Raw genomic sequence first — 23545 nt, 5'->3', positions numbered from 1 at the left:
GTCCAGTTCAGCTACTCCTGTAATAACGTGACGGACCATTGTCGACATCCCAGCCGCTTTCTTTGAAAATAGCATGACAGCTACTGACCGTCTCTCCCCTGCCATGTTCTGTATTTTGTTCTGTATCTCTTGGATTGGCTCCGACTTCCGCCCAAAAAAGATTAGCCCCGCCGATAGCTCCCAGAGTGCAGGGTTCATGCGTACAATTTCCCATGACCGATTGCGGCATTCCCAACCTGGTTACCGCGACGATCTGAGCCATACGAAGTTCACTGATCATTCCTCCTTTGGCCATAACCGTACCTGGTATGGGAATCCTTCTGGCTACTCCGCTGTAAGCGGGATCGAAAGAGGCCGTGAATTCTATCATCTCGGCCAACTCCTCATTTGTATGTTCGGGCCCAACCGGTTCGACACATGTCCCCACTTCAAGACCGGCTTCCTTGAAATTCAGGATACTTTCTTTTCGGTTCTTTATCGATAGACGGGTATCCTTGCCTTCACGTAGACGAACCGCATGATACACTCCCGAAAATCCTGTATCCTTGAGTTTAAAAGCATGCTTGAGCGTCTGGTCACCGACATTTGCAATCAGGGTTGTTTCCGGCTGCAGATTCCTCTTCACCTCTTGTGACACTTCGATAAAGCGCTCGAACGGGTACGTAGCCGTCGACATCAAAAATACGGCATTTGCCCCATCACGCTCGAACTGACAAGCATGATCCACCGCTCTTTCGGGGCTCAGCTCTTTTGCTTCGTTGAAAACACCGTTCACCTTTGCAAAAGAGCAAAAAAGACAATCGTACGGGCAGGGAGCGAGATTAACGGCAAATTGTGCATGAACCTCGGCTTTCCCTCCCGACAATTCCTTTGAAAAGCGGTTTGCTTCAGCCATGACCATAGAGGATTCCATGGAATCCGGTGCCAAATCAAGCAAATACACCAGCTCCTTGCGGGATAGTACATCACCTGAACGTGTTTTTTTCAGAAGCTCTTCGACGTGCATTTTCGATTGTACTTATCTCTTAATCGGGCAGCAACTCTGGTACGACCATACCGATATAACGAAACCTTCTTCACCGGAATATAACACTATATTACCATAGTGAACCTCAGCAATCAAGGCATTGTACGATCGTCGTGATCATTCGTTGTCATCTTTTTTCGTTTCAGTTGTTGCCTTATGCTCTATAGTCTGTGGAATCAATGCCACAAAACTCGAAGTAGAAACGAAAATCGAACCTTTTTCTGTGTTCAAGGTCAAGATGTTCTCACTTTCTCTCAGGAAATTGCTCCTCTGTGCCTTGTCTTTAAAAGTCACATGAATGGGATGCTGGTTTTTGATGTGCAAAACGTAATTATTCATGATGTCTCCCAATTTGCAGGTAAACATACAAAGCCACATACCGTGTATTCACTTTTCAGTGATGCACAGAATACATAGATACACACTTATAACGGGTACTAATGGGGAACCAAGGTGCTCAAGACGAATACTGATAATATATCGAAGCAATATAAATCATATTCATAACACACTAATAATACGCGTATTTCACATTAAAACAAAACATTGTACAAAAACAAATGAAAAACAAAAGTGAAAAGACGATAATTATCAGCCATGTCTTCCACCAACATAGAGGGAAAAAATGAAGTATACTGTTTATGAATCACAAAGACATCGAAGAGAAACTCATTCATCGAATCCAATATCCTTGAGTTTGAGCTGTACGTTTTTTCGACCGTTCCACTCATTTTCATCAAGCGAATATACCATGGAGAACATCCTGCGTGAACCCCGTTCGAGTTCACGATAAATGTCTTCCCTGCCGAAAGCAATAACATCGTGAATCCCTCCTGATATATCTTTCACGGCGAACTTAACATGTTTGCCCTGCAACAACCTCGGCAATCCCGAAAGCCTGAGATTCGAGCTGTAAAACAAGGGTTCCCGGTTACCCTGCCCGAAGGGGCCGAACTGTTTCAAAACATTGAGAAATTTACCGGTAACATCCTCGAGCAATAAACGGGAATCGATTTGCAGTTCTTTCTGCCGCTTTTCGAGTGAAAGTTTTTCAGAACATATCCTGTCAAACAGCTTACGGAACCCGGGAATATTTTCCGGTTTGAGCGTGATGCCCGCCGCAGCATCATGACCTCCGAACTTTTCGAGAAAACGGTCACATCGCTGCAAAACCTCAAAAATATTGAGTCCCTGAACACTTCGCACCGACCCTTTAACCACCCCGTCACTTCCACCCATGATGACTGTCGGCAGATAGTATTTGTCCTGTAACCGGGACGCAACAATCCCAAGAACACCGAGATGCCACTCTTCATTATACAGCACGATCGACGAACAGAAACTGGCAAAGTGACCCTCAACCATAGCTTCGGCACTTTTAAGCATACCGCTATCGATCTGTCGCCTCTCTTTGTTCAAACGATCAAGCTCTGCTGCATGAACCCGTGCTTCATCTTTTGAGCCGGCGATAAGCCACTCGACTGCCGTTCTCGCCGTATGCAAACGGCCGGCGGCATTGATTCTCGGTGCGATTCCAAAAGCGATATGCCCCGTCCCCAGCAAGCCGGCATCTATTCCCATCAAGGAAAGCATTTCCTGGATCCCTGCACGTGGTTTTTTCTTCAGAAGTTCCATTCCCTTGTGCATATATATTCTGTTCTCTTTTTCAAGAGGCACCATATCTGCTGCAGTTGCAATAGCAACGAGATCGACATACTGCAGCCACTTTTCTGATGGTTTTCTCATGGACTCGGCAAAAGCATGGATCAGTTTCAGGGCTACTCCGCAACCGCAGAGTTCGCGAAACGGATAACCGCAGCCCGGTACTTTTGGATTGAGAATCACGTGTGCCGGAGGCAGTGTTTCGGGCTCGGGTTCATGGTGGTCACAGACAATCACCTCTATACCTTCCGCAGCCAGCATTTCTATTTCACGGTATGCCTGTATGCCACAATCAACCGTAACGACCAGCGATGTTTCAAGCTTCACGGCCTGAGCAACCCCTGCTTCGGACAAACCGTATCCTTCCGTAAACCTGTCATTGATATAGAATGATACCTCTGCTCCCAATGACTGCAAAAAGAGATAAAGAAGCGACGTTCCGGTGGTACCATCCACATCATAGTCGCCATAGACGAGAATCTTTTCTCCGGTTTCCACAGCTTTTCGAACCCGCTCGACGGCTTTCTGCATATCCTTGAAAAGAAACGGTGACGGCAACGAATCGAGACTCGGTCTGAAAAACTCTTTCGCATCATCAAAATCAATAACTCCACGGTTGTACAGCGCTCTTGCTATTGGCAGACTGACATTAATGTCACGTGAAAGTTTTGCCGACTTCTCCTCGTCCGACACGAGAATATTCCATCGATATCGTTTCATGAGATCAGGGTGATGAACTTCTAGTATCAATTACCACCGGTTTATATAACCATTTCATTACGGGAGGACAAATTGCTTTTTCCGAACGATTGCCTTACCACAGAAGTCGTGCATCGGAATTGACTTCCGCAGCATTACTTCGCTTCAGCGTCAACCCTTGAAATGCCTGGAAAAAAACAGTACATTAGCAAGCGACCGAATAGAGAGAAACATTTCCGAATCCATCCAGACAAGAACAGATGAACAAACTGATCACCATCGAACGACACTTTGTCGAAGAACAGAAACTCAATCCCCACGCTACCGGGGAACTGACTGATTTGCTATACGATGTAGCGTTTGCCGCGAAGCTTGTCAGAAGAGAGGTGGTTCGTGCCGGACTGGTCGATATCCTCGGTATGGCCGGAACGACGAATGTCCAGGGAGAGGAGGTAAAAAAGCTCGACCTGTTTGCAAATGATAAAATCATCAATGCGATCGGCCAGCATGGCAGGTTTGCGATCATGGGTTCTGAGGAAAACGAAGGGACGATTGCTCCGCCCAGAAACGAAACAGGTAAATATGTTCTTCTTTTCGATCCGCTCGATGGTTCATCCAACATAGACGTCAACGTCAGTGTCGGTACAATTTTCTCAATCTACCGCCTGACGGGCGACAACCCCAAAAAAGCGGATATAAACGACTGTTTACAGAAAGGTTCACAGCAGGTTGCTGCAGGTTACGTGATCTACGGATCGTCCGTGGTGATGGTTTACAGCAGCGGACATGGTGTGCACGGTTTTACCTATGACCCAACCATCGGCGAGTTCCTGCTTTCTCATGAAAACATCACGACACCGAAACAGGGAAAATACTACTCGATCAATGAAGGTTCTTTGCACCAACTGCATGATTCCACAATCAACTATATCGATTACCTGAAAGAAGAGGATAGTGAAACCGGCAGACCTTACAGCACACGATACATAGGCTCACTCGTCGCAGACTTCCACCGCAACCTTCTTACTGGCGGCATCTTTGTCTATCCTGCAACGAAAAAGCATCCTGCAGGGAAACTCCGTTTGATGTACGAAGCAAATCCACTTGCCTTCATCTGCGAACAGGCTGGAGGAAGAGCCACCAATGGAAGAGAACGCATTCTCGATATCGATCCCGCAGAACTGCATCAGAGGACCCCGCTGTATATCGGCAGTGAAAATGACGTCCTCATTGCCGAAGAGTTCGAACAGGGGAAAAGGTAAAAGTCAGAGATTTCCCCGATTGAAGTCCGGATAGAAAATTCTGCTGATACCGGTAGCTTTTCCCGTTTCAACATCGAGTTGGAGAAGTACGGCCGAAAGGTGAACGTCATTTTCGGCACATTCGTATTTATGAGGCGTCTGGTAGAGAAAGCGATCCGTTGCCGCTTTGATCTGCATACCGATAATCGACTCGAAAGGCCCCGTCATACCGACATCCGAGCAATACGCCGTTCCTTTTGGTAATATTCTCTCGTCAGCCGTCTGCACATGCGTATGTGTACCGAGAACTGCCGATACTCTTCCATCGAGGTACCAGCCCAATGCAATTTTTTCGGCTGTTGCCTCTGCATGCATATCGACAACGATACTGGAAACCTTGTCTTTGAGTTGCTTTATCACCCAGTCAGCCGTTCTGAAAGGACATTCGATCGGAGACATGAATGTTCTTCCCTGAAGATTCACTACAGCTATATCGCCAAGGCCGTTACCCATACGAAAAATACCATACCCTTTTCCGTATACCCCTCTTGGATAATTCAGGGGACGTATGACAGAAGGATCACTTTTGAGTGTTTCGAAAAAGTTGAAATTATTCCATGTATGGTTACCGCCGGTAATAACATCGACTCCCGCTTCTTTCAACTGGTGCAAGGCTTCTTTACTGATTCCCTTACCGTTATGAGTATTCTCACCATTGCAGATAACAAAGTCTATGGAATGCTTCGAAATGAGTCCTTTCAAAAGATGACCGACAATTTGCAGGCCGGGTTTACCGACGACATCTCCAATAAACAGAATAGTAGCAGTTTTTTTTCCCATGATAAGCTTATACAATTTTTCAAGACCGGATACCGACCTGTAGTTTGGATGAATTTACACAATCTATTGTAGATACATGCATTACGCCCGAAAAATATCGGGCTGAACGAATGAAACACATGCATTGTTTTTTATATGACATGTTTCGCCGAAAGAATGGAAAAGCTGACATGGAAAAGCCAAGAGCAATAAAAAAAGTTTTTAAAAGCACACCGGTTACCGAAGGGGCCGGAGTTACGCTTAAACGTGCATTCGGGTTCAGCCAGATCCCCCTTTTCGACCCGTTTCTTCTTCTCGACGATTTCCGATCCGACAATCCACCGGATTATCTCAAAGGGTTCCCATGGCACCCGCATCGAGGTATCGAAACCATCACCTATCTTCTGGACGGAAGCGTTCAGCATCATGATAGTATAGGAAACAAAGGTGTGATCCATCCGGGAGAAGTTCAGTGGATGACCGCCGGCAGCGGAATAATCCACGAAGAAATGCCCTTCGGCAATAGTCAGGGCGGTGTTGCCGGTTTCCAACTCTGGGCGAATCTTCCTGCTTCTCAAAAAATGATACCGCCCCGTTACAGGAACATTACCAGAGAGATAATTCCGGAGATACACCTGCAAAGCGGCGTATCTGTTCGCGTTATCTGTGGAAAAGCAGAAGGAGTCACAGGACCGGTCGAAGGAATTACTACCGACCCGGAGTACCTCGATGTCACACTGCCTGCCGGAAGAACCTGGAGTCATCCTATACAAGAAGGTCATACCGCTTTCACCTATATCATCGCCGGAGAAGGTTATTTCAGTCACAATACAGAACCGTTTTCTTTTGACACAGCAGGCGTGAATTACTTTGATATGGAAACCGGGCCGCTTATGGACAATGAAACTCTGGTTCTCTACGATAGTGACGGAGGAGATCATGTACATGTGTCGACCGAAAACAGTCCTGTGAGATTTTTGCTGATTTCAGGCAATCCTCTGCACGAACCTATCGCCTGGCATGGGCCGATTGTCATGAATACCCGCAAAGAACTGCAAACAGCATTTGAAGAGTACAGTAACGGAACATTCCTCAAGGAACACCAGACAGACACATGACAAGAAAAACCCAGCTCATTGCATTCGGTTTCGCAACTGTCCTTCTTTCCACAGTCATACTTTTCGGGCTCCTGTTCTCCCTACCTGCTGTTTCGGATGAAGCAATCCAGTCGGCATACAGGGCTGTATCTCAATACAGAAGCACTCATCCCCATGATAGTGCCCCACAGTACCTGGCTATCGTGGATTATACAAAGCCATCCCTATTCAAACGTATGCTCATTATCGACACGAGCTTCGAATCGAAAAGCTTTTATCACGTTGCACATGCAGCAAAAAGCGGCACTCTCAAAGCACGGAAATTTTCAAACATCTCCGGCTCGAACATGAGTAGCCTCGGCCTCTATAAAACAGGAAACGTGTACAAGGGAGATCACGGACTTGCCATAAGGCTTCACGGGCTCGACTCATTGAAAAACAGCAACGCGTTCAAAAGAGACATTGTCTTCCACTCGGCAAGCTACGTCTCCATACCCGTCATTTTCGAGAACCTTCTGACGTTCAACGGGCCCAGAATCGGCCGAAGCAACGGCTGCTTTGTGGTCAATCCCGCTAAAATCCAGCAGGTCGTCGATACACTCGGCAGAGGTGGTTTCGTTTATGCGCATGGAGAAGCAGAAACAAATGAAAAGTGACGAGATGAAAACGATCACCTTGAATAACAGCAGCGAAGGGTTCAAGGGCAAGTGAGAAACAAGTGACATGAAAATAGTCCGTAGTGCACAATGAGCGAGGATGCCTCAAAAATGAGGTTTTTCGTTCAAGATCAAAGAGTGTTCAGACGACGAAGCAGAGCGTATGTTTGAATGCGTTGGAAAGGAAGTCTGAACACGACACAAAAATGGGCAAAAAGGACCATTTTCAAGGAATCCTAGGACATTTCGAGCATACGCCGGATGGGCCTCAGGGCTGCTTGGCGCAGAGATTCTTCAACGACTATCTCCGGTTGACGGGTTTCCATGCAGCGCCAAAGTTTTTCAAGAGTATTCTGTTTCATCTGTGTACAGGTACTCCAGGGCTGAGAAGCATCTTTGGGAGCAGGAACAAATGTTTTTTGAGGTGAACGTTTCTGCATTTCATGGACAATACCCGGCTCTGTGGCAACAATGAACGTTTTGCTCGAACTCCGCCTTGCGTACTCGAGCAATCCACTGGTAGATCCTATAAAATCAGCATGTTGCAGCAAATCCTCACGGCATTCAGGATGAGCGATAAGTTCAGCTCCGGGATGTGCCTCGACCGTTTCTTTAACGACCCCCCAGCTAAACGCTTCGTGAACATAACAGTAGCCCTGCCAGAGAATCATTTTTCTGTTGAGTTTCCTCATGACGTAACTGCCGAGATTCCTGTCCGGGCCGAAAATAATCTCCTTATCTTCAGGAATTTGCCGAACGATATGCTCTGCATTGGAAGAGGTGCAGATAATGTCCGATTCAGCTTTGATTTCAGCAGTTGAGTTGATATAGCTTATGACCAATGCCTCAGGATATTCACTCTTGAACGCCCTGAACTCCTCGATTGGACAACTGTCTGCAAGTGGACACCCTGCATGGTCATCCGGCATGAGCACAAGCTTGCCGGGATTGAGAATACTTGCCGTTTCTCCCATGAAATACACACCTGCAAAAACAATCACATCGGCTTTGGTACTCTCCGCAGCACGGGCAAGAGCAAGACTATCCCCGACGATATCCGCTACATCCTGCACTTCGGGAACCGTATAATAGTGGGCAAGAATTATTGCCCGCATTTCCTGTTTCAGTTTTTCAATGCGCCGAACGAACTCTTTTGCCTGCGCATCGGTTGATATATCGTTATTTCCACCAAAAGCTATCATGATAAACCAAAAAAAATTCTTCAGAACCCGGTCCTTCCGGAGCGGCTATGTTCGATACAACTCAAAAAAACGTGAAACTCAAATCGGAGGTTCAGTTACTTCAGATAATACTCGAGCTCATCGTCTTCCCTGATGAGCAACAATATCGCCGCGTGAGGAACAATGAGATATTTTTCCCCCTCGTACTCGATTTCATGAGTGCTGCTTTGAATAAATATCGCCAGGTCACCGACCTTTGCCTGCAGGGGAATGTATTGAGGACTTGAAATCTCCTCCATCCATGGCTCATCACTTTCCGGAGGGGGGCCGACAGGATATCCCGGCCCGATTTTCAGCACGTAACCACTTTGTATCTTCTCTTTCTCCTGAACGCCGGGCGGCAGGTAGATTCCGGATTTCGTTCTCTCATCGCCTGATCGAGGTTTGATCAGCACCCGGTCTCCGACAACAACAAATTTGTCAGTTACGTGTAAACTCATAATTTTAATTCATTCCTGAATACTGCTATAAACCGGTAAATTTAATAAAATCAAGGTGCCAGCCAAATCGGCCGGGTTAACATGACTCGAATATTCATTTTCCCGCAACCGTATTGTTGAAAGCCACTTCTGATCTAGAATGGAACATAACGAGAGGGTTCGCTCGGAACAAACCTTCAGGAGCGGTAAAGCTAAAAAAGGATTGCAATATGCAGTTGTAATCACTGCTGTTATTTTTTTTGTTGAACTTGTCGGAGGGTGGCTTTCCGGAAGCCTTGCTCTCATAGCTGACGCCGGGCATATGGCTACTGATCTTTTCGCTCTACTGATCAGTTTTCTTGCCATTAAATTCAGTGTGAAACCATCGACAAAACAACGATCATATGGTTATTTTCGGCTCGAAATCATTGCGGCACTGATAAACGGAGTGATCCTTTGCGTCACCGCACTCTTTATCACCATAGAGGCCTGGAAGCGTATCGCAATGCCGAAAGAAATCCAAACAATAGAGATGTTTTTTTTCGGTGTGATTGGTCTTACGGCAAATTGCATCAATGCATTCTCACTGAGAAAAGAAAAGAGTAACAGTGTCAATGTAAAGGCCGCCTATATTCACATTGTGAGTGATCTTGCAGGATCGGTCGGTGTCGTCGGAGGAGCACTTCTGATTCAGCTGACAGGCTGGATGGCACTGGACAGTTTTATCAGTTTCTTCATTGCAGTACTCATTGTGAGAAGTTCACTCGGCATCATAAAAGAAGCGGTCAATGTCCTTATGGAATCTGTCCCGAAAGAACTGGACATTGGAGATATAGAAAGCACGTTACTGAACTTCGATCATGTTCAAAACCTCCATGACCTTCACGTCTGGGCCCTCACGAGCGGCATCAATGCACTAAGCTGCCACCTTCAGGTAGACAATCTTCAGGAAGGTCAGAAACTTCTGACTCCCATCCATAGAGAGTTGAAGGAAAAGTATAATATTGATCATGTAACGATCCAGCTCGAAGACGAACGGTTCGTTAAAGAAAAGACGAAAGAATAACAAGAGCAACCTTCCGATAACGTGCCGAATCTGTTTAAATTTTTCAGTAACAACAACGCATACCTGTTGCTCCTGCTTTACTGCGGTATAGCGGGCCTCCTCATCAAATTCGAGGAACATTACTCACTGAAAAGCCTCTTGTCCAGAGGAACTGAAGTGAGAGCGACATTGTCACAAGGTTTGAGCGAAATAAGCTTGTATATCAATCTCAAACAGGAAAACGAAAAATTGACGCTGCAGAACTCGGCACTGCTTGCCGACGTTATTGTCAAAGGCAACGCCTTGCGGGATACGGCCAGTATCGACCGTGCAGCATCCTTTATGAATAATGCTCCTGTTCACCTTATTCCTGCAAGAGTCGTTGAACGGAGGTTCGACACAAGTGAAAACGTAATGATCATCGATGTTGGCGACAAACAGGGTATAGAAAAAGATATGGCGGTACTTACTCCCGATGGCCTGGTGGGAAGGGTTATTCAGGTTTCGAGAAATTATGCAAAGGTAATGCCGTTGATTCACTCTGAATTCAGCGTCAGCGTGGTATCCGACAGCAGTAATACACATGGCATACTCAGATGGAACGGAGAACAGGAACAGATTGCACAAATGCATTACGTTCCACTCAGCAGCTCGATGTATAAACGAGAAAAGATCTCTACTGCCGATTTCAGCACGTTTGCCCTTCGAGGTATACCTGTGGGAAAAGTCATTGAAGTCATTCCTGAAAAACAGTTTTACAGAATCAATATCGAATTGGGCGTTGATTTTTCATCATTGACTCACGTCATGGTAGCCGAAAAAACTGTGGATTCGGAAAAAGTTGACTTGATGAGAGAAGCCACGGATACAGGGATAAACAGTTCACAGACTGACCAAACGAATCCTTGAACCAGTAAGCTGTGGAAAACGATCATTAAACGTATGAAACAATAAGAAAAAAGTGTTTAAACATACCATCCTCGACACCTTTCTGCTCATCGTGCTCTGCATAATACAACAGTATGCGGTATCACGCCTGGTTATTTTCGGTGTTTTTCCCGATATAGTTACCATCTACATCGCTTTCACGGCTATCAGATATGGTCAGAAACAGGGCACAACCTACGGTTTCATGGCAGGTATCGCAACCGGAATCCTGAGCGGCAGCATCGGAACCGAAACACTTACAAAAACCATAGAAGGTTTCGTTGCCGGTTATTTTTACATCCCGGAGGACAGTCATGCCTCCTCACGGCAGAAAAAACAAATGTACTACAAAGGCGTTTTGCTTGCCTCCGTGATCGGCAGAGTATTGTATACACTCATGATCAATGTACTGTCGTTACCGACAACATTGCATATGACCTATTCCATAGGAGTCGCAACGTTGTTGACGATGATTGTTGCAGTATTTGCCTATCAAATGTTTTTCAAGAAAATCCTTGTCAACAATTAGTTCATATCCAAGAAACGATGAAAGCGGTGACAATTCATGGTCAACGCTGACCAACTTACTGTACCGGTCATGTCGTTACCCTTCGTTTGTTACTCTGTTTCAAAAAAAATGAAATGCACGGTTTAACTCATGGATAAAATTCGGCAAAGAGCACTCACTGTCTCGCTGGTTGTCATAGCGGTCTTTGCTGTCCTGTTTATGCGCCTCATTTATCTTCAAATCTTCGAATACAAGGAGCTTGGTTCCATTTCGGATGCCAACAGCCTGAGAAGAGTATGGATACAGCCCCCGAGAGGGCGGATGATCGACCGAAACGGTACAGTGATCGTCGACAATCAACCGCTGTATTCGGTTAAGGTCGTCCCTGCCGAGTTTACCGACTCGTTGAAAAAAAATATGCTTGCCGGTCTACTGGACATTACCTTCGAAGAACTCTCGGAAAGGATACAGAAAGGATTCAAGTACAACCGTTTCGCACCTGTTGCTGTTGGAAGGGATATAGAACCGCAGGAGATGATGCGTCTTAGCGAAAATCTCTGGCAGCTGCCGGGAGTGATGATAGAGGTTGAAAATAAAAGAAAATATCCACTGGAACTTGGAGCCTCGCACATCCTCGGGTATCTGAACTTCATTTCCAAAAACCAGCTTGAAGAAATGTCTCAAAAAGGGTATACACCCGATGACAAAACAGGCAGCAAAGGGCTGGAAAAAAAATACGAGGACTATCTGAGAGGAGAAAAAGGCATACGGTTCGAACTGGTCAATTCAATCGGCAAGTCCGCGGGAAAATTTGAAAACGGAGCCAGGGATCGACCGTTCATCAAAGGCAACGACTTGTATCTAACTCTCGATGCCGGCCTTCAAAAACTCGCCGAAGATCTTTTGAAAGAAACCGGAAAATCAGGAGCCGTGGTAGCCGTTGATCCCCGTAACGGCGGGATACTTGCGATGGTGAGCCAGCCGGATTACGACCTTGAAATTCTGAACGGCACGACAGACGGCAAAAAATGGCTCGAGATCGTTCGTGACCCGGACAAACCGCTGTTCAATCGCGCGATGCAGGCATCGTATCCACCGGGTTCCGTATACAAGCTACTGCTTGCAATTGCCGCTCTTGAAGAAAGAGCCATAACACCTGAAAAAACGATTTACTGCTCAGGAGTTTTCAAATTGGGAAGAGGCCGCTTTCTGTGCCATGGAGGCCAGGGACACGGTCCGGTCAATCTGGAACGGTCGATTATCGAGTCATGTAACACGTATTACTATAATCTGATCTTCGATCTCGGATTTGAAAAATGGACCGAGTATGGAAGAATGTTCGGATTCGGAAAAACCAGCGGTATCGACCTGCCCGGAGAACGTTCATCTCCCCTACCGTCGGTTGACTATTACGACAAGCGATATGGAAAGGGGAAATGGACAAAGGGTTATCTTGTCAGTCTGGCTATAGGCCAGGGCGAACTGAACACTACGCCACTCCAGCTCGCAGCATTTACCGCTACAATAGCAAACAAGGGAACCTGGTATCAACCCCATTTCGTTCAGGGCTACCTTTCTGACAAGAGTGATATTATCGAAACGTTCGATTTCAGGAAGAATAAACTGCCGATCTCTGAAAAAACGTTTGAAACGGTTCGCAAGGCAATGCTTGGCGTTGTAGAAAGAGGCACAGGCAGACTTGCTGCGGTGAAAAACGTCAAGGTAGCGGGTAAAACCGGTACAGCACAGAACCCGCACGGTGAAGATCATGCATGGTTCGTTGCATTCGCCCCTTTTGAAGAACCATCTATTGCCATTGTCGTACTTGTTGAAAATGCCGGGTATGGCGGAAGTGTTTCCGCACCTATAGCCGGAAAACTGATTAATTATTATGTTAACGGTCCTGACACCACTGCCGTTGACAGTCTATCGTTGGCCGCAGAAAACACTGACAGCCGTGTCAATGAACCGCAAAGAAATGATTTATAAAAACGATCCTGCTCTTATTCAAGGGTTTCTGGAAGATACCAGCAATATTAAAACCGGTCACACGCCTGGCGTGTATTTTCCCGACAACGTCACGGATGTTTCAAAACTGCTGAGAGAAAGCGCTGCTTCCGGGAAAAAGTTCGTGATAGCAGGTAACGGAACAGGCACCACTGGAGGCAGAATACCTTTCGGTGACTATGTGATCGCCATGGAAAAGCTCAACTGGATAGAAAAGCCTGTCACCTCTGACGGCAACAAGGCCATCATGACAGTTGGAGCAGGAGCTTTGCTTGAAGATATCCAGAAAAAAGCCGAAAGCTTCGGTTGGCTTTATCCTCCGGACCCTACAGAAAAATTATGCTTTATAGGTAGTACCATCGCCAACAACTCATCGGGTGCGCGCACTTACAAGTACGGACCTACGAGAAATCACATAGCACGCATTACCGTTGTTCTGACATCCGGAGACATTGTGGATATTCCGAGAGGAAAATATTGCGCCGGAAAAGATGATACATTCCATCTCGACCTGCCTTTCGCAGGCGCTTTGGAGATCAAAGTTCCCGGCTATAACCTCCCTCTCACCTCGAAACATAACGCAGGCTATTATTCTACCCGCGATATGGACCTCATCGATCTGTTCATAGGATCCGAAGGAACCCTCGGCGTTATTGTAGAAGCTGACCTGCAGCTCATTCCGATCCCGGAAAAAATCATCTCGTGCCTTGTCTATTTCAGCACTCTTGATGACCTGTTTCATTTTGTGGACAATGCAAAAAAGAAAACCAAGGGGGTCGACCCGAGAGCACTGGAGTTTTTCGACTGTAACTCTCTGGGTTTTCTTCGCAAGGTATACCCGGAGATCCCTGCAAATACGGCCGGAGCTGTTTTCTTCGAGGAAGAAACCTCGCAGGAAAGAGAAGACGAAACACTCGAGGCATGGTTTGAACTCATGGAACGTTTCAATGCCATGACAGATGAGTCCTGGATTGCTCTCGACGTCGATGAACAAAGAGCGATGAAAGCGTTTCGGCATGAACTTCCGGTCCAGGTCAACGAGTGGCTCAGTACACAAGCTGAAAGCAAGATCAGTACAGATATGGCCGTTCCCGACACATCCTTCATCGAACTTTACAATTTTTACCGGCATTCTTGTGAAAATCATGGTTTTCGTTATATAATTTTTGGTCATATAGGAAATGCACATGTCCATCTCAACATTCTGCCGGCCAACCATGACGAGTTTATTACTGCAAAAGCACTCTATCACGATTTTGTCGAAAAAGCCCTTGAACTGGGTGGAACGCTTTCGGCCGAGCACGGTATTGGAAAGCTCAAGGCGGGATATCTTGTCAAGATGTTTGGAAACGATGGTATACAGGAAATGGTAAGAATAAAAAAGATTCTCGACCCGCATCTTGTCCTCAACATGGGAAATCTGATTCCGGAAGACTACTACCAAACCTGAACCGTGAATTCAGCATTGTCAATACAGTATTTTTTCAAGAAAGGTTGAAAACCGAGCCGTGACAAAAGAGCAAAAAAAAGCACAATACGTAACAACGATACTCAACCGCAAAGCCAGACACGAGTACCAGATACTCGATACAATGGTAGCGGGTATTGCGTTGAAAGGCAGTGAAGTCAAATCCGTTCGCCAGGGAAAAGCAAGCCTCAATGAAAGTTATGCGATAATTCACAGGGGAGAGGTCTGGCTGGAAAACATGCAGATATCGGCATACGAACACAACCATATCGAACAGCTTGATCCAAAAAGAAGCCGCAAACTGCTTCTTAAACGCGATGAAATAGAAAAACTCAGATTGAAGCTGCAGCAAAAAGGGTTGACGCTGGTACCGCTGAAAGCGTTTTTCAACAACAGAGGTGTTCTGAAGCTGGAACTTGGGCTCGCAAAAGGGAAAAAGCTCTACGACAAACGTGAAAGCATGAAATCCCGGGACACCGAACGCCAACTACAGAGATTGAAGCAACAGTACTGATACGCGTGGAACTACCCGTGAACATAACAAAAGATCAGTAACGAATGATCGAAAAAGTCACAATTATGCAGCTATACAATATTCAGCGGTCGCCTGTGGTCCTTCTCTGCCTGGAACCGTCATTTTCAGGATCAAACCCGAAAAGACCATGGAAAGAACCAAGCGTAACCCATCTTCTTCATCGTCATGCCCATCAGTGAAACAACGAGACAATTTCACCGATCGACCCGACATTTTTCTGTAATTCAACGAACATTACTGCGTCTCCTATCATTAGTTTTCAGAGTAATGTAAACCAGTCACAATCCAGATAAAGAACGATTTCAACCATGAGTTTCCCACCTGTCAAAGAACAGCTCGATCTTATTGTCAGTAATACCGTCGAGGTTATAAGCGAAGAAGAACTCGAACGGAAACTGACCAAAAGTTTTGAAACCCAAAAGCCCCTGAAAATCAAACTCGGTGCCGATCCATCCAGGCCCGACCTGCACCTCGGGCACTCAGTCGTATTGAGAAAACTGAGAGACTTTCAAGATTTGGGCCATGAGGCCATTCTCATTATCGGTGATTTCACAGCTATGATCGGCGATCCTTCCGGTAAAAGCAAGACAAGGCCACAGCTTTCAGCAACAGAAGCGAAACAAAACGGCCAAACGTACTTTGAACAAGCCTCAACGATTCTCGACCGCCAGAAAACGACCATCTGCTACAACTCGGAATGGCTCGGCCGAATGACATTCGATGACGTCATTCGGCTCTCCAGCCATTATACAGTAGCGAGAATGCTTGAAAGGGATGATTTTGAAAAACGCTATAAGCAGCGTGAGCCGATCTCGATACACGAGTTTCTTTACCCTCTTGCCCAGGGTATGGATTCGGTCCATTTACGTAACGATATCGAACTGGGTGGAACAGATCAAAAATTCAATCTGCTTGTCGGCAGGGATCTGCAACGCGAGTATGGCATCCAACCTCAGATCTGTATCACCATGCCTTTGCTTATCGGCACATTCGGAGTGGAAAAAATGTCGAAATCACTCGGCAATGCGATCTGCTTCAACGATACCGCTGAAGATATCTACGGAAAAATTCTTTCTATCCCGGATGAATTGATCGAAACCTATTTCACCCTTCTTCTACCAAGCTCGAAACAGTCACCCGAGTTATTCGGAGAAATTATCAAGCAAAATCCGAGAGAAGCAAAAAGGACACTTGCAAAAGAGATCGTATCGATCTATCACTCTGCCGAGTTCGCGCGAAAAGCGGAAGATCATTTCGACAGGGTTTTCGTTCATAAAAAAGCACCGACCGACATAGAGGTATTTGCATTCGAATCCAAGTCGGTTCCATTGGTGGAACTGCTGGTAGAACTGAAAGCTGCCTCATCGAAAAGTGAAGCGCGCAGACTCATAAGCCAGAACGCCATCCAGATCGACGAAGCAAAAATCAATGACATAAACTTCGAGGTTCCTCTAGAAAAAGAACCGAAGGTGCTGAAAGCAGGAAAACGAAAATTTTTCAAGGTTGCCATGAAAAAATGATTTAGAATAACCCGGCTTTTTCCTATACTTGCAGAATTTTATAGTACCATTTACGAATATTATCCGGAGGTAACGGCGTTGTCATTTGTACCTGAAAGAGTATTTTTCACCAAAGGTGTAGGAAAACACAAAGAGTATCTTTCCTCTTTCGAGCTCGCATTGAGAGATGCAAAAATTGAAAAATGCAATCTGGTAACCGTATCGAGCATTTTTCCCCCGAAATGCAAGCGGCTGAACGTCGAAGAAGGATTGAAACTGCTCTCTCCCGGTGAAATCACCTTTGCAGTCATGGCAAGGAATTCCACGAATGAGCATGGCCGCCTCATAGCATCATCCATTGGCGTTGCACTGCCGGCAGATGAATCACTTTACGGCTACCTTTCGGAACACCACCCATACGGTCAAACTTCCGAACAATCTGGTGAGTACGCGGAAGATCTAGCCGCAACAATGCTTGCAACCACTCTCGGTATCGAGTTTGATCCAAACAAGGACTGGGATGAACGGGAAGGAATCTATAAAATGAGCGGCAAAATTATCAATTCATTCAATATCACACAATCAGCGGAGGGTGAAAACGGACTATGGACAACCGTAATCGCCTGCGCAGTATTGTTACCCTGATACCTCGGAAAGTTGAACCAAAACCCAAGCCGCCATGATGGCGGCTTATTTTTTATGCAAGACATTCATACGCTTGAAGAACTTATCATCTGGGGAGGCTACGCACTTCTGTTTGCGATCGTTTTTGCAGAAACAGGACTTTTTGCAGGTTTTTTCCTGCCCGGTGATTCTCTGCTTATTACGGCAGGGCTGATAGCAGCCTCCGGCCAGCTCGATTTCCCACTTGTTATCGCTACACTCAGTCTCGGAGCAATTATGGGAGATTCAACCGGCTACTTTATCGGTTCACAGCTTCAACGAGCCTTTTTGAATAAAAAGGAAACGATGTTCTTCCGTAAAGAACACCTCGACAAAACAGAACGGTTTTACGAAAAGCATGGTTCAAAAGCGGTTTTCCTCGCACGTTTCGTTCCAGTGGTAAGAAGCTTTACCGCAACACTTGCCGGCGTTGCCAACATGCCATATCCGGTTTTTCTTTTTTATAGCATATCGGGATCTGTCGTCTGGGTACTTTGCTTTACTTCGGCAGGTTATTTTCTTGCAGCCTTGTTCCCCGATCTGGTTGATTTTGTACATTATATTATTCTCGTGGGTATCATTATCATCGTTGCCAACTCACTGAAATATATCAGAAAGAAAAAAACAACAACCTGAACTGGCGCCGGAACCGGTTAACGAAATGGTCTCAAAAATCGTACAATATTACCTTCCCGTAACCATCAAAGGCATCCTGATGGGAGCGGCAGATGTGATTCCTGGCGTTTCCGGCGGTACCATTGCCTTCATCACCGGAATCTATGAAACCCTCATTGCTTCCCTCAAATCGATAAACAGCTCGGCACTGAGAAAATTATCCCGTTTCGAGTTCCACTCTTTTTGGAAAACCATCAACGGAGCTTTCCTGCTGAGTTTGTTTCTCGGTATCCTCATGAGCATCATCACCTTGTCAAATACGATAGTTTTTCTTCTCGAAAACCATGCGCTGCTGCTGCTCTCGTTTTTTTTCGGGCTCATTATCGCATCAGCAGTGGTTATCGTTCGAAAAGTAAAAACTCATTCCCTCATCGCCTGGACTGCCGGACTCCTGGGAATGCTTTCAGCCCTTGTAATAACGAGCCTCTCTCCCGTAACAACCCCCGAAAGCTGGTGGTTCGTCTTTCTCTCAGGCGCAATCGCCATATGTGCCATGATACTTCCCGGAATATCCGGCAGTTTCATTTTACTGCTCTTGGGGAAGTACTCATTTATTCTTGAAGCCATCAAAGAGTTCAACGTAGCCGTCATTGCTGTTTTTGGGACGGGATGCCTTGTTGGGCTGCTTGGTTTCGTCAGAATTCTTTCAAAGCTTTTACAACGTTACCATGACCAGACAATGATGCTGCTTGCCGGTATCATGATCGGTTCATTAACAAAAGTATGGCCATGGAAAGTAGCTGTTACGGATACAGTGGTCGACGGCAAGAAAGCCATTCTCTTTTCATCCAACGTAATGCCGGAAACCTACCTTCAAACTACCGGATCCGATCCCATGGTCATTTCCGCGATGACATTCATGGCAGTAGGACTGATCATGGTGTTTTTACTGGAATACATATCAGCGAAAACACACAACAGCCTCGCTGACTACTCCTCGTAACATATCCTCATAACCATTTATGAAAGAAGAAATCAAAACCGATGTGCTGGTCATCGGCAGCGGCATCGGAGGATTGTATTTTGCATTGCACATCGCCGACCACGCAAGTGTAACCATTATCACAAAAAAAGAAAGCTGTGCCTCGAATACCAACTGGGCCCAGGGGGGTATTGCAGCGACTGTTGGAGAAAACGACAGTGCCGAGCTTCATATAGAGGATACACTCGATGCAGGTGCGGGGCTGTGTGATTATGAAATGGTTTCTCTCATGGTCAGAGAGGGCCCGCAGCATATCAAAAAGCTGATTGAGCTCGGCGTCGATTTCACGACAACGAATGATGAAAACCTGGACCTTGGCAGAGAAGGTGGACATTCAAGAAAAAGAATCGTCCATGCCAAAGATCTCACCGGCCAGGAAGTCGAACAGGCATTGCTTGAAAGAGTCAACGCTCATAAGAACATTACATTGCTCGAGCACCATTTCGCCGTAGAACTTCTAACGGAACACCATCTTGGCATCAAAACCAACGATATCAACTGTTATGGCGCATATACGCTCGACTCGAAAAAAAGGAAACTGAAAAAAATACTTGCCAAAATAACCATGGTCGCCTCAGGCGGATTGGGTCGGGTTTATCTGCATACGACAAATCCTTCCATTGCCACCGGAGATGGCATCGCCATGGCCTACCGGGCAGGGGCAACAATAGCAAATATGGAGTTCGTTCAGTTCCACCCGACGTCACTCTATCACCCGAAGGCAAAATCATTTCTTATTTCAGAGGCAGTCCGTGGTTTTGGAGGGGTTCTCAAGCTGAAAAACGGCCAGGAATTCATGCACAAGTACGATAAACGGGAAAATCTTGCACCAAGAGATATCGTTGCACGCGCCATAGACTCGGAAATGAAGAAAACCGGTGACGAGTGTGTTTTTCTCGACGTTACGCACCTCGACTCTCAGAAAACCATCGAGCATTTTCCCAATATCTACGAAACCTGTCTTGAATATGGCATTGACCTTACAAAAGAGATGATACCGGTTGTACCGGCCGCACATTACTCATGTGGAGGCATTAAAACAGATTCCATCGGAAGAACGAGCATCAACCGTCTTTATGCCTGTGGAGAAACAACCTGTACAGGAGTGCATGGTGCAAACAGACTGGCAAGCAACTCACTTCTCGAAGCACTTGTTTTCGCCCACCGTGCCTATACCGATATCAGGAAAGCTGTTATAACACTCCATAACGACACGCCTTTCCCCGATTGGGACGACAGTGGAACCGTCAACCCGGAAGAGTGGATCCTTGTTTCACACAACAAAAAAGAAGCTCAGCAGGTAATGAACGACTATGTAGGCATCGTACGCAGTGACCTCAGACTTCAGAGGGCCAAACGAAGGATCGAGTTTCTCAAGGAAGAGACCGAGCAGTACTACAAGAAAACAAAGGTTACAACCCAGATACTCGAACTCCGCAACATCATCAAAGTGGCCAACCTCATTATAGACGGAGCAATCATGCGCCGAGAATCAAGAGGATTACACTATACGACCGACTACCCGAAAACCGATGACAAGCATTTTCTCACAGACACCGAGCAGCGATCGTTCTGAAAATGTCCCCCCTCATCATCCTGCCCCGTGAAACAGGTTTTCGGATTTCACGGGGATACAGCGTCTTTTTCCACCAAAGTCATGCCGCACTTTATGCGGCATCTATAGTGACAAATAAACAACCCACAGCCTTTTTGACGTTTTTGAAGCAGCCTCTTGACCTCACAAAGTTCTATTTTTCTCCGTCACCATTACCCATTGACTTTTACCCTCTCACTTTTGCCATTCATTACTTCACCTCCTGCCAATCCCTGGCATAACGAAAATCAATACCGGGTGTTCGAGCGGATACCTTCGCAATAACCGGCATCATCCGTTTGTACTGGTTTCTCACCACCATTTTTCTGACGGTATCGTAGAATGATTGTTCGACACCTTCTTGAAGGATTGCAAGTTTATCCATTCGTTTTTCAAGCATCAGGTAGAGTAACAAATCCACTTCTCCATAACTGAAACCAAGATCGTCTTCATCACTTTGTCCCTCCCAAAGATCCGCGGATGGTGTTTTGGCCACGATCTCCTCAGGCAACTCCAGGTGGCGTGCTAATCCCCATATCTGGGTTTTATAAAGATCACCTATCGGATTGACAGCGGATGCCATATCGCCAAACAGCGTGCCATAACCAAGCAACAACTCGGTTTTATTGCTCGTCCCGACAACCAGCCGGCCATCCCTTGCCGAAATATCATAGAGATACAGCATCCTCGCCCTTGCCATCACATTTCCCATTCGCAGGTTACCGGCATCGGGAATCCCCTGAAAAAAAGCATCGACAACAGGAGAAATTTCAACCTCTTCAGACAGAATCCCTGTTTTCTCGACCATCATGCGAGCATGCCGAACACTTTCAGGGCTGCTTGTCCTGTAAGGCATGAGTACTCCAAGAACATTTTCTGGCCCAAGAGCTCTTGCAGCAAGTTCGCAAACAACAGCCGAGTCAATCCCTCCGGAAAGCCCGAAAACTGCCGATCGAAACCCGAATTTACTGATCTCGTTACGGATAAATGCAAGCAACATATCCTCAACCAAAGCATAACTGAGATGTAGGCACTGTGAATTCATGGTACTCTATTTTTTAAGCCATTTCTGAGGATCCTGCTTCACTTTTCCTTTCCATATCTCGAAATGAACCAGTGAACCTCCTTCGGGCATGGACCCTGATAAACCTATGATTTCACGACTTGCGACGACGTCGTTCTTAGCGACATTGATTTTAGCAAGATTAGCATAAACTGTCAGATACGATTTGGTATGGCGCATGATAACAATATTCCCATAGGTCGGCAGGTATGCAATCTGCGCGATTTTTCCTCCAGAAACAGCACGAACCGGAGCCCCTGAAGGTACCGAGATATCGATACCATTGTTTGTCGTAACAATATGTAGATCAGGATCATGAACCTTACCGAATTTCCTGACAACCACACCATTGTCAACCGGCCAGGGCAACAAACCGACAGCCTTATCGAAATCTTTGGAGATTTTTGCCAGATCCGTTTCTGAAGAACTGTCAAGAGGAACCTGGCCAGCCTTTCTTCTGCGTTCGGCTTCGAGTCTCAGTCGCTCTTGTTCCTTTTCAATCGCAACCTGCTCCGCTCTGATCAGCTCTTCGATTTTTGCCTGAAGCTTCTGCAGTTTGTTCCGGTTAGCCTGTATTTCTCCCGTGAACTTTTTCTTGTCTTTCTGCAGAGTATTGAGCACCACCTGCTTTTCCTTTTTCTTTTTCGAGAAGCTCTTTGCCTGGGTCTGTTGCTCTTTCACGACCCCGGACCTTTGACGGTAACTTCTCTCGAGGGCCATCCTGTTTTTTTCGAGTTCCTTCGCCGTCTGCTGGAGGTTGCTCACCGTCCGTACAACAGCCTCGGAAAAAAAACCGATATAGCGCGTTCTGACAATAGCCTGGTTAATGGATGTAGCAGCAAACAGCAACTCTATATCATGTTTCGATCCACTTTTATAAACAGCCACAGCTATACGCCTGAAATCATCTGCAATCCGCTCATATCTGCTCTGGTTTTTCGCATACTGATCTTTGAGAAGTTTGATCTCCATATCCTGACTGTGCAGCTTGGCGTTATTCTTTGCGATCATTTCCTCGAGCAACTTGAGTTGTGTGTTATAATTTTCCAGCGCTTGTATCGACTGCGCCTCTTCCTTTTTCGTTTGTTTGAGTTTTGTCTGATATTCCTGCAGCTGCTTTTTCAAACCTGTCAGATCCTGCTCGAGCTTTTTCCGCTCTTTCATGATCTTGTCGATTTCCGGGTTAGAAAAAGCATCGGCACCGGTCACAAGCACGACAGCGGTAGCGATGCAAATAACAGCAACTGTTTTTTGTAACAAGGAAGATATCCTGATCGTAAATCTGTTACTCTCGTTCATACACACCTATCCATAACACATTGTTATAACAACATTTCAGAAAAATATGAGGAAAAAAAGTCAAACGACACATCATCTTCCGGTTTACAACAATAAACTTCGGTGAACACGGCACATCCTTTGTAATGTAGGACATAGGAAGTTCAGATGTGAACCTTTTACCTGCATCGAGCGATTATTGTTATTACGGATGATCCAACACAACGGAGATGTGATGCAGAAACAAGAAACAGCCCAACTTTTTTCGTCGCTACACAAAACATTCATGACCTACCTTGGGCGCTTTTCAGACCAAAACAACACCTTTTCAGCACCGATTAAACTAAAAATAGCGCATACACTTCGAGTCGTCCGTGAAATACGCATTCTTGCCGAGCACTGCAATAGCGGATTCATTCATCCTGAAATCGCCGAATGCG

Annotated in this window: 22 protein-coding genes (1 of these 22 running past the window's edge); 15 read left to right on the top strand and 7 right to left on the bottom strand. The window is 46.0% G+C overall.

The genetic code is table 11. The features are described from left to right. Window positions 1-7: 7 nt before the first annotated feature. Window positions 8-1006, bottom strand: coding sequence for a radical SAM protein (locus QZ209_RS05200; RefSeq protein ID WP_294345297.1), 999 nt, complete (start codon window positions 1004-1006; stop codon window positions 8-10). Between the two features lie 690 nt (window positions 1007-1696). Next, window positions 1697-3409, bottom strand: a complete 1713-nt coding sequence (recJ, locus tag QZ209_RS05195) for a single-stranded-DNA-specific exonuclease RecJ (protein WP_294345295.1) — start codon at window positions 3407-3409, stop codon at window positions 1697-1699. A 239-nt stretch (window positions 3410-3648) separates the two neighbouring features. Between recJ and fbp the strand changes: the two genes are divergently transcribed. Further along, the gene (fbp, locus tag QZ209_RS05190; RefSeq protein ID WP_294345293.1) at window positions 3649-4650 is read left to right on the top strand and encodes a class 1 fructose-bisphosphatase; all 1002 of its coding nucleotides are present in this window, start codon (window positions 3649-3651) and stop codon (window positions 4648-4650) included. Window positions 4651-4653: 3 nt separating this feature from the next. Here fbp and QZ209_RS05185 read toward each other — a convergent pair whose 3' ends face one another. Beyond that, complete coding sequence (locus QZ209_RS05185) at window positions 4654-5469, bottom strand: TIGR00282 family metallophosphoesterase (protein WP_294345290.1); 816 nt, start codon at window positions 5467-5469, stop codon at window positions 4654-4656. 170 nt (window positions 5470-5639) lie between these two features. Between QZ209_RS05185 and QZ209_RS05180 the strand changes: the two genes are divergently transcribed. Both QZ209_RS05180 and QZ209_RS05175 read left to right on the top strand, forming a co-directional pair. Then, window positions 5640-6566 carry a pirin family protein gene (locus tag QZ209_RS05180; RefSeq protein WP_294345289.1) on the top strand — a complete coding sequence of 309 codons (927 nt, stop codon included), beginning with the start codon at window positions 5640-5642 and terminating at the stop codon, window positions 6564-6566. Further along, entirely contained in the window at window positions 6563-7201 is a 639-nt protein-coding gene (locus QZ209_RS05175; RefSeq protein ID WP_294345286.1) for a murein L,D-transpeptidase catalytic domain family protein, read from the top strand. The genes QZ209_RS05180 and QZ209_RS05175 overlap by 4 nt, the downstream gene beginning before the upstream one ends. 236 nt (window positions 7202-7437) lie before the next feature. On the opposite strand, the gene nadA is transcribed toward QZ209_RS05175, so the two are convergent. Together nadA and QZ209_RS05165 are read right to left on the bottom strand one after the other, a co-directional pair. Beyond that, window positions 7438-8403 carry a quinolinate synthase NadA gene (gene nadA, locus QZ209_RS05170; protein WP_294345283.1) on the bottom strand — a complete coding sequence of 322 codons (966 nt, stop codon included), beginning with the start codon at window positions 8401-8403 and terminating at the stop codon, window positions 7438-7440. Between the two features lie 95 nt (window positions 8404-8498). Then, on the bottom strand, window positions 8499-8882 hold the full coding sequence (locus QZ209_RS05165; RefSeq protein ID WP_294345281.1) for a co-chaperone GroES family protein: 384 nt from the start codon (window positions 8880-8882) through the stop codon (window positions 8499-8501). 139 nt (window positions 8883-9021) lie between these two features. Here QZ209_RS05165 and QZ209_RS05160 point away from each other — a divergent pair, with 139 nt between their 5' ends. From QZ209_RS05160 to nadB, 11 genes are all read left to right on the top strand, one after another. Further along, entirely contained in the window at window positions 9022-9927 is a 906-nt protein-coding gene (locus QZ209_RS05160) for a cation diffusion facilitator family transporter (protein ID WP_294345279.1), read from the top strand. Between the two features lie 21 nt (window positions 9928-9948). Continuing rightward, window positions 9949-10815 carry a rod shape-determining protein MreC gene (mreC, locus tag QZ209_RS05155; RefSeq protein ID WP_294345276.1) on the top strand — a complete coding sequence of 289 codons (867 nt, stop codon included), beginning with the start codon at window positions 9949-9951 and terminating at the stop codon, window positions 10813-10815. Window positions 10816-10867: 52 nt separating this feature from the next. Next, window positions 10868-11362, top strand: a complete 495-nt coding sequence (gene mreD, locus QZ209_RS05150) for a rod shape-determining protein MreD (RefSeq protein ID WP_294345273.1) — start codon at window positions 10868-10870, stop codon at window positions 11360-11362. A gap of 129 nt (window positions 11363-11491) precedes the next feature. Continuing rightward, the gene (mrdA, locus tag QZ209_RS05145; protein WP_294345270.1) at window positions 11492-13330 is read left to right on the top strand and encodes a penicillin-binding protein 2; all 1839 of its coding nucleotides are present in this window, start codon (window positions 11492-11494) and stop codon (window positions 13328-13330) included. Beyond that, window positions 13320-14798, top strand: a complete 1479-nt coding sequence (locus tag QZ209_RS05140; RefSeq protein ID WP_294345431.1) for an FAD-binding oxidoreductase — start codon at window positions 13320-13322, stop codon at window positions 14796-14798. The genes mrdA and QZ209_RS05140 overlap by 11 nt, the downstream gene beginning before the upstream one ends. 58 nt (window positions 14799-14856) lie before the next feature. Next, window positions 14857-15330, top strand: a complete 474-nt coding sequence (gene smpB / locus QZ209_RS05135) for an SsrA-binding protein SmpB (RefSeq protein ID WP_294345267.1) — start codon at window positions 14857-14859, stop codon at window positions 15328-15330. A gap of 329 nt (window positions 15331-15659) precedes the next feature. Further along, window positions 15660-16871: a tyrosine--tRNA ligase gene (gene tyrS / locus QZ209_RS05130; protein ID WP_294345265.1), complete on the top strand. Its 1212-nt coding sequence runs from the start codon at window positions 15660-15662 to the stop codon at window positions 16869-16871. Between the two features lie 78 nt (window positions 16872-16949). Beyond that, window positions 16950-17495, top strand: a complete 546-nt coding sequence (locus QZ209_RS05125; protein WP_294345263.1) for an arginine decarboxylase, pyruvoyl-dependent — start codon at window positions 16950-16952, stop codon at window positions 17493-17495. A 54-nt stretch (window positions 17496-17549) separates the two neighbouring features. After that, window positions 17550-18149: a DedA family protein gene (locus tag QZ209_RS05120; RefSeq protein WP_294345259.1), complete on the top strand. Its 600-nt coding sequence runs from the start codon at window positions 17550-17552 to the stop codon at window positions 18147-18149. Between the two features lie 25 nt (window positions 18150-18174). Further along, window positions 18175-19131: a DUF368 domain-containing protein gene (locus QZ209_RS05115; protein WP_294345257.1), complete on the top strand. Its 957-nt coding sequence runs from the start codon at window positions 18175-18177 to the stop codon at window positions 19129-19131. A gap of 19 nt (window positions 19132-19150) precedes the next feature. After that, window positions 19151-20746 (top strand): L-aspartate oxidase, encoded by a 1596-nt coding sequence (nadB, locus tag QZ209_RS05110; RefSeq protein WP_294345254.1) that lies wholly within the window; start codon window positions 19151-19153, stop codon window positions 20744-20746. Window positions 20747-20975: 229 nt separating this feature from the next. Here nadB and QZ209_RS05105 read toward each other — a convergent pair whose 3' ends face one another. Both QZ209_RS05105 and QZ209_RS05100 read right to left on the bottom strand, forming a co-directional pair. Beyond that, window positions 20976-21809, bottom strand: coding sequence for an NAD+ synthase (locus tag QZ209_RS05105; RefSeq protein WP_294345252.1), 834 nt, complete (start codon window positions 21807-21809; stop codon window positions 20976-20978). Between the two features lie 6 nt (window positions 21810-21815). Next, the gene (locus QZ209_RS05100; protein WP_294345250.1) at window positions 21816-23126 is read right to left on the bottom strand and encodes a peptidoglycan DD-metalloendopeptidase family protein; all 1311 of its coding nucleotides are present in this window, start codon (window positions 23124-23126) and stop codon (window positions 21816-21818) included. A gap of 265 nt (window positions 23127-23391) precedes the next feature. On the opposite strand from QZ209_RS05100, the gene QZ209_RS05095 reads away from it, so the two are divergent. Then, a protein-coding gene (locus QZ209_RS05095; RefSeq protein WP_294345247.1) for an HD domain-containing protein crosses the window boundary here: on the top strand, window positions 23392-23545 show its 5' end (the start). Its footprint extends 617 nt past the window's final position; the window shows 154 of its 771 coding nt (coding positions 1-154); it begins with the start codon at window positions 23392-23394; the stop codon falls past the right edge of the window.

This window comes from Prosthecochloris sp., from assembly GCA_015482705.2.
Lineage (GTDB): Bacteria > Bacteroidota > Chlorobiia > Chlorobiales > Chlorobiaceae > Prosthecochloris.
This window is presented reverse-complemented; position numbering and strand designations above follow the sequence as displayed.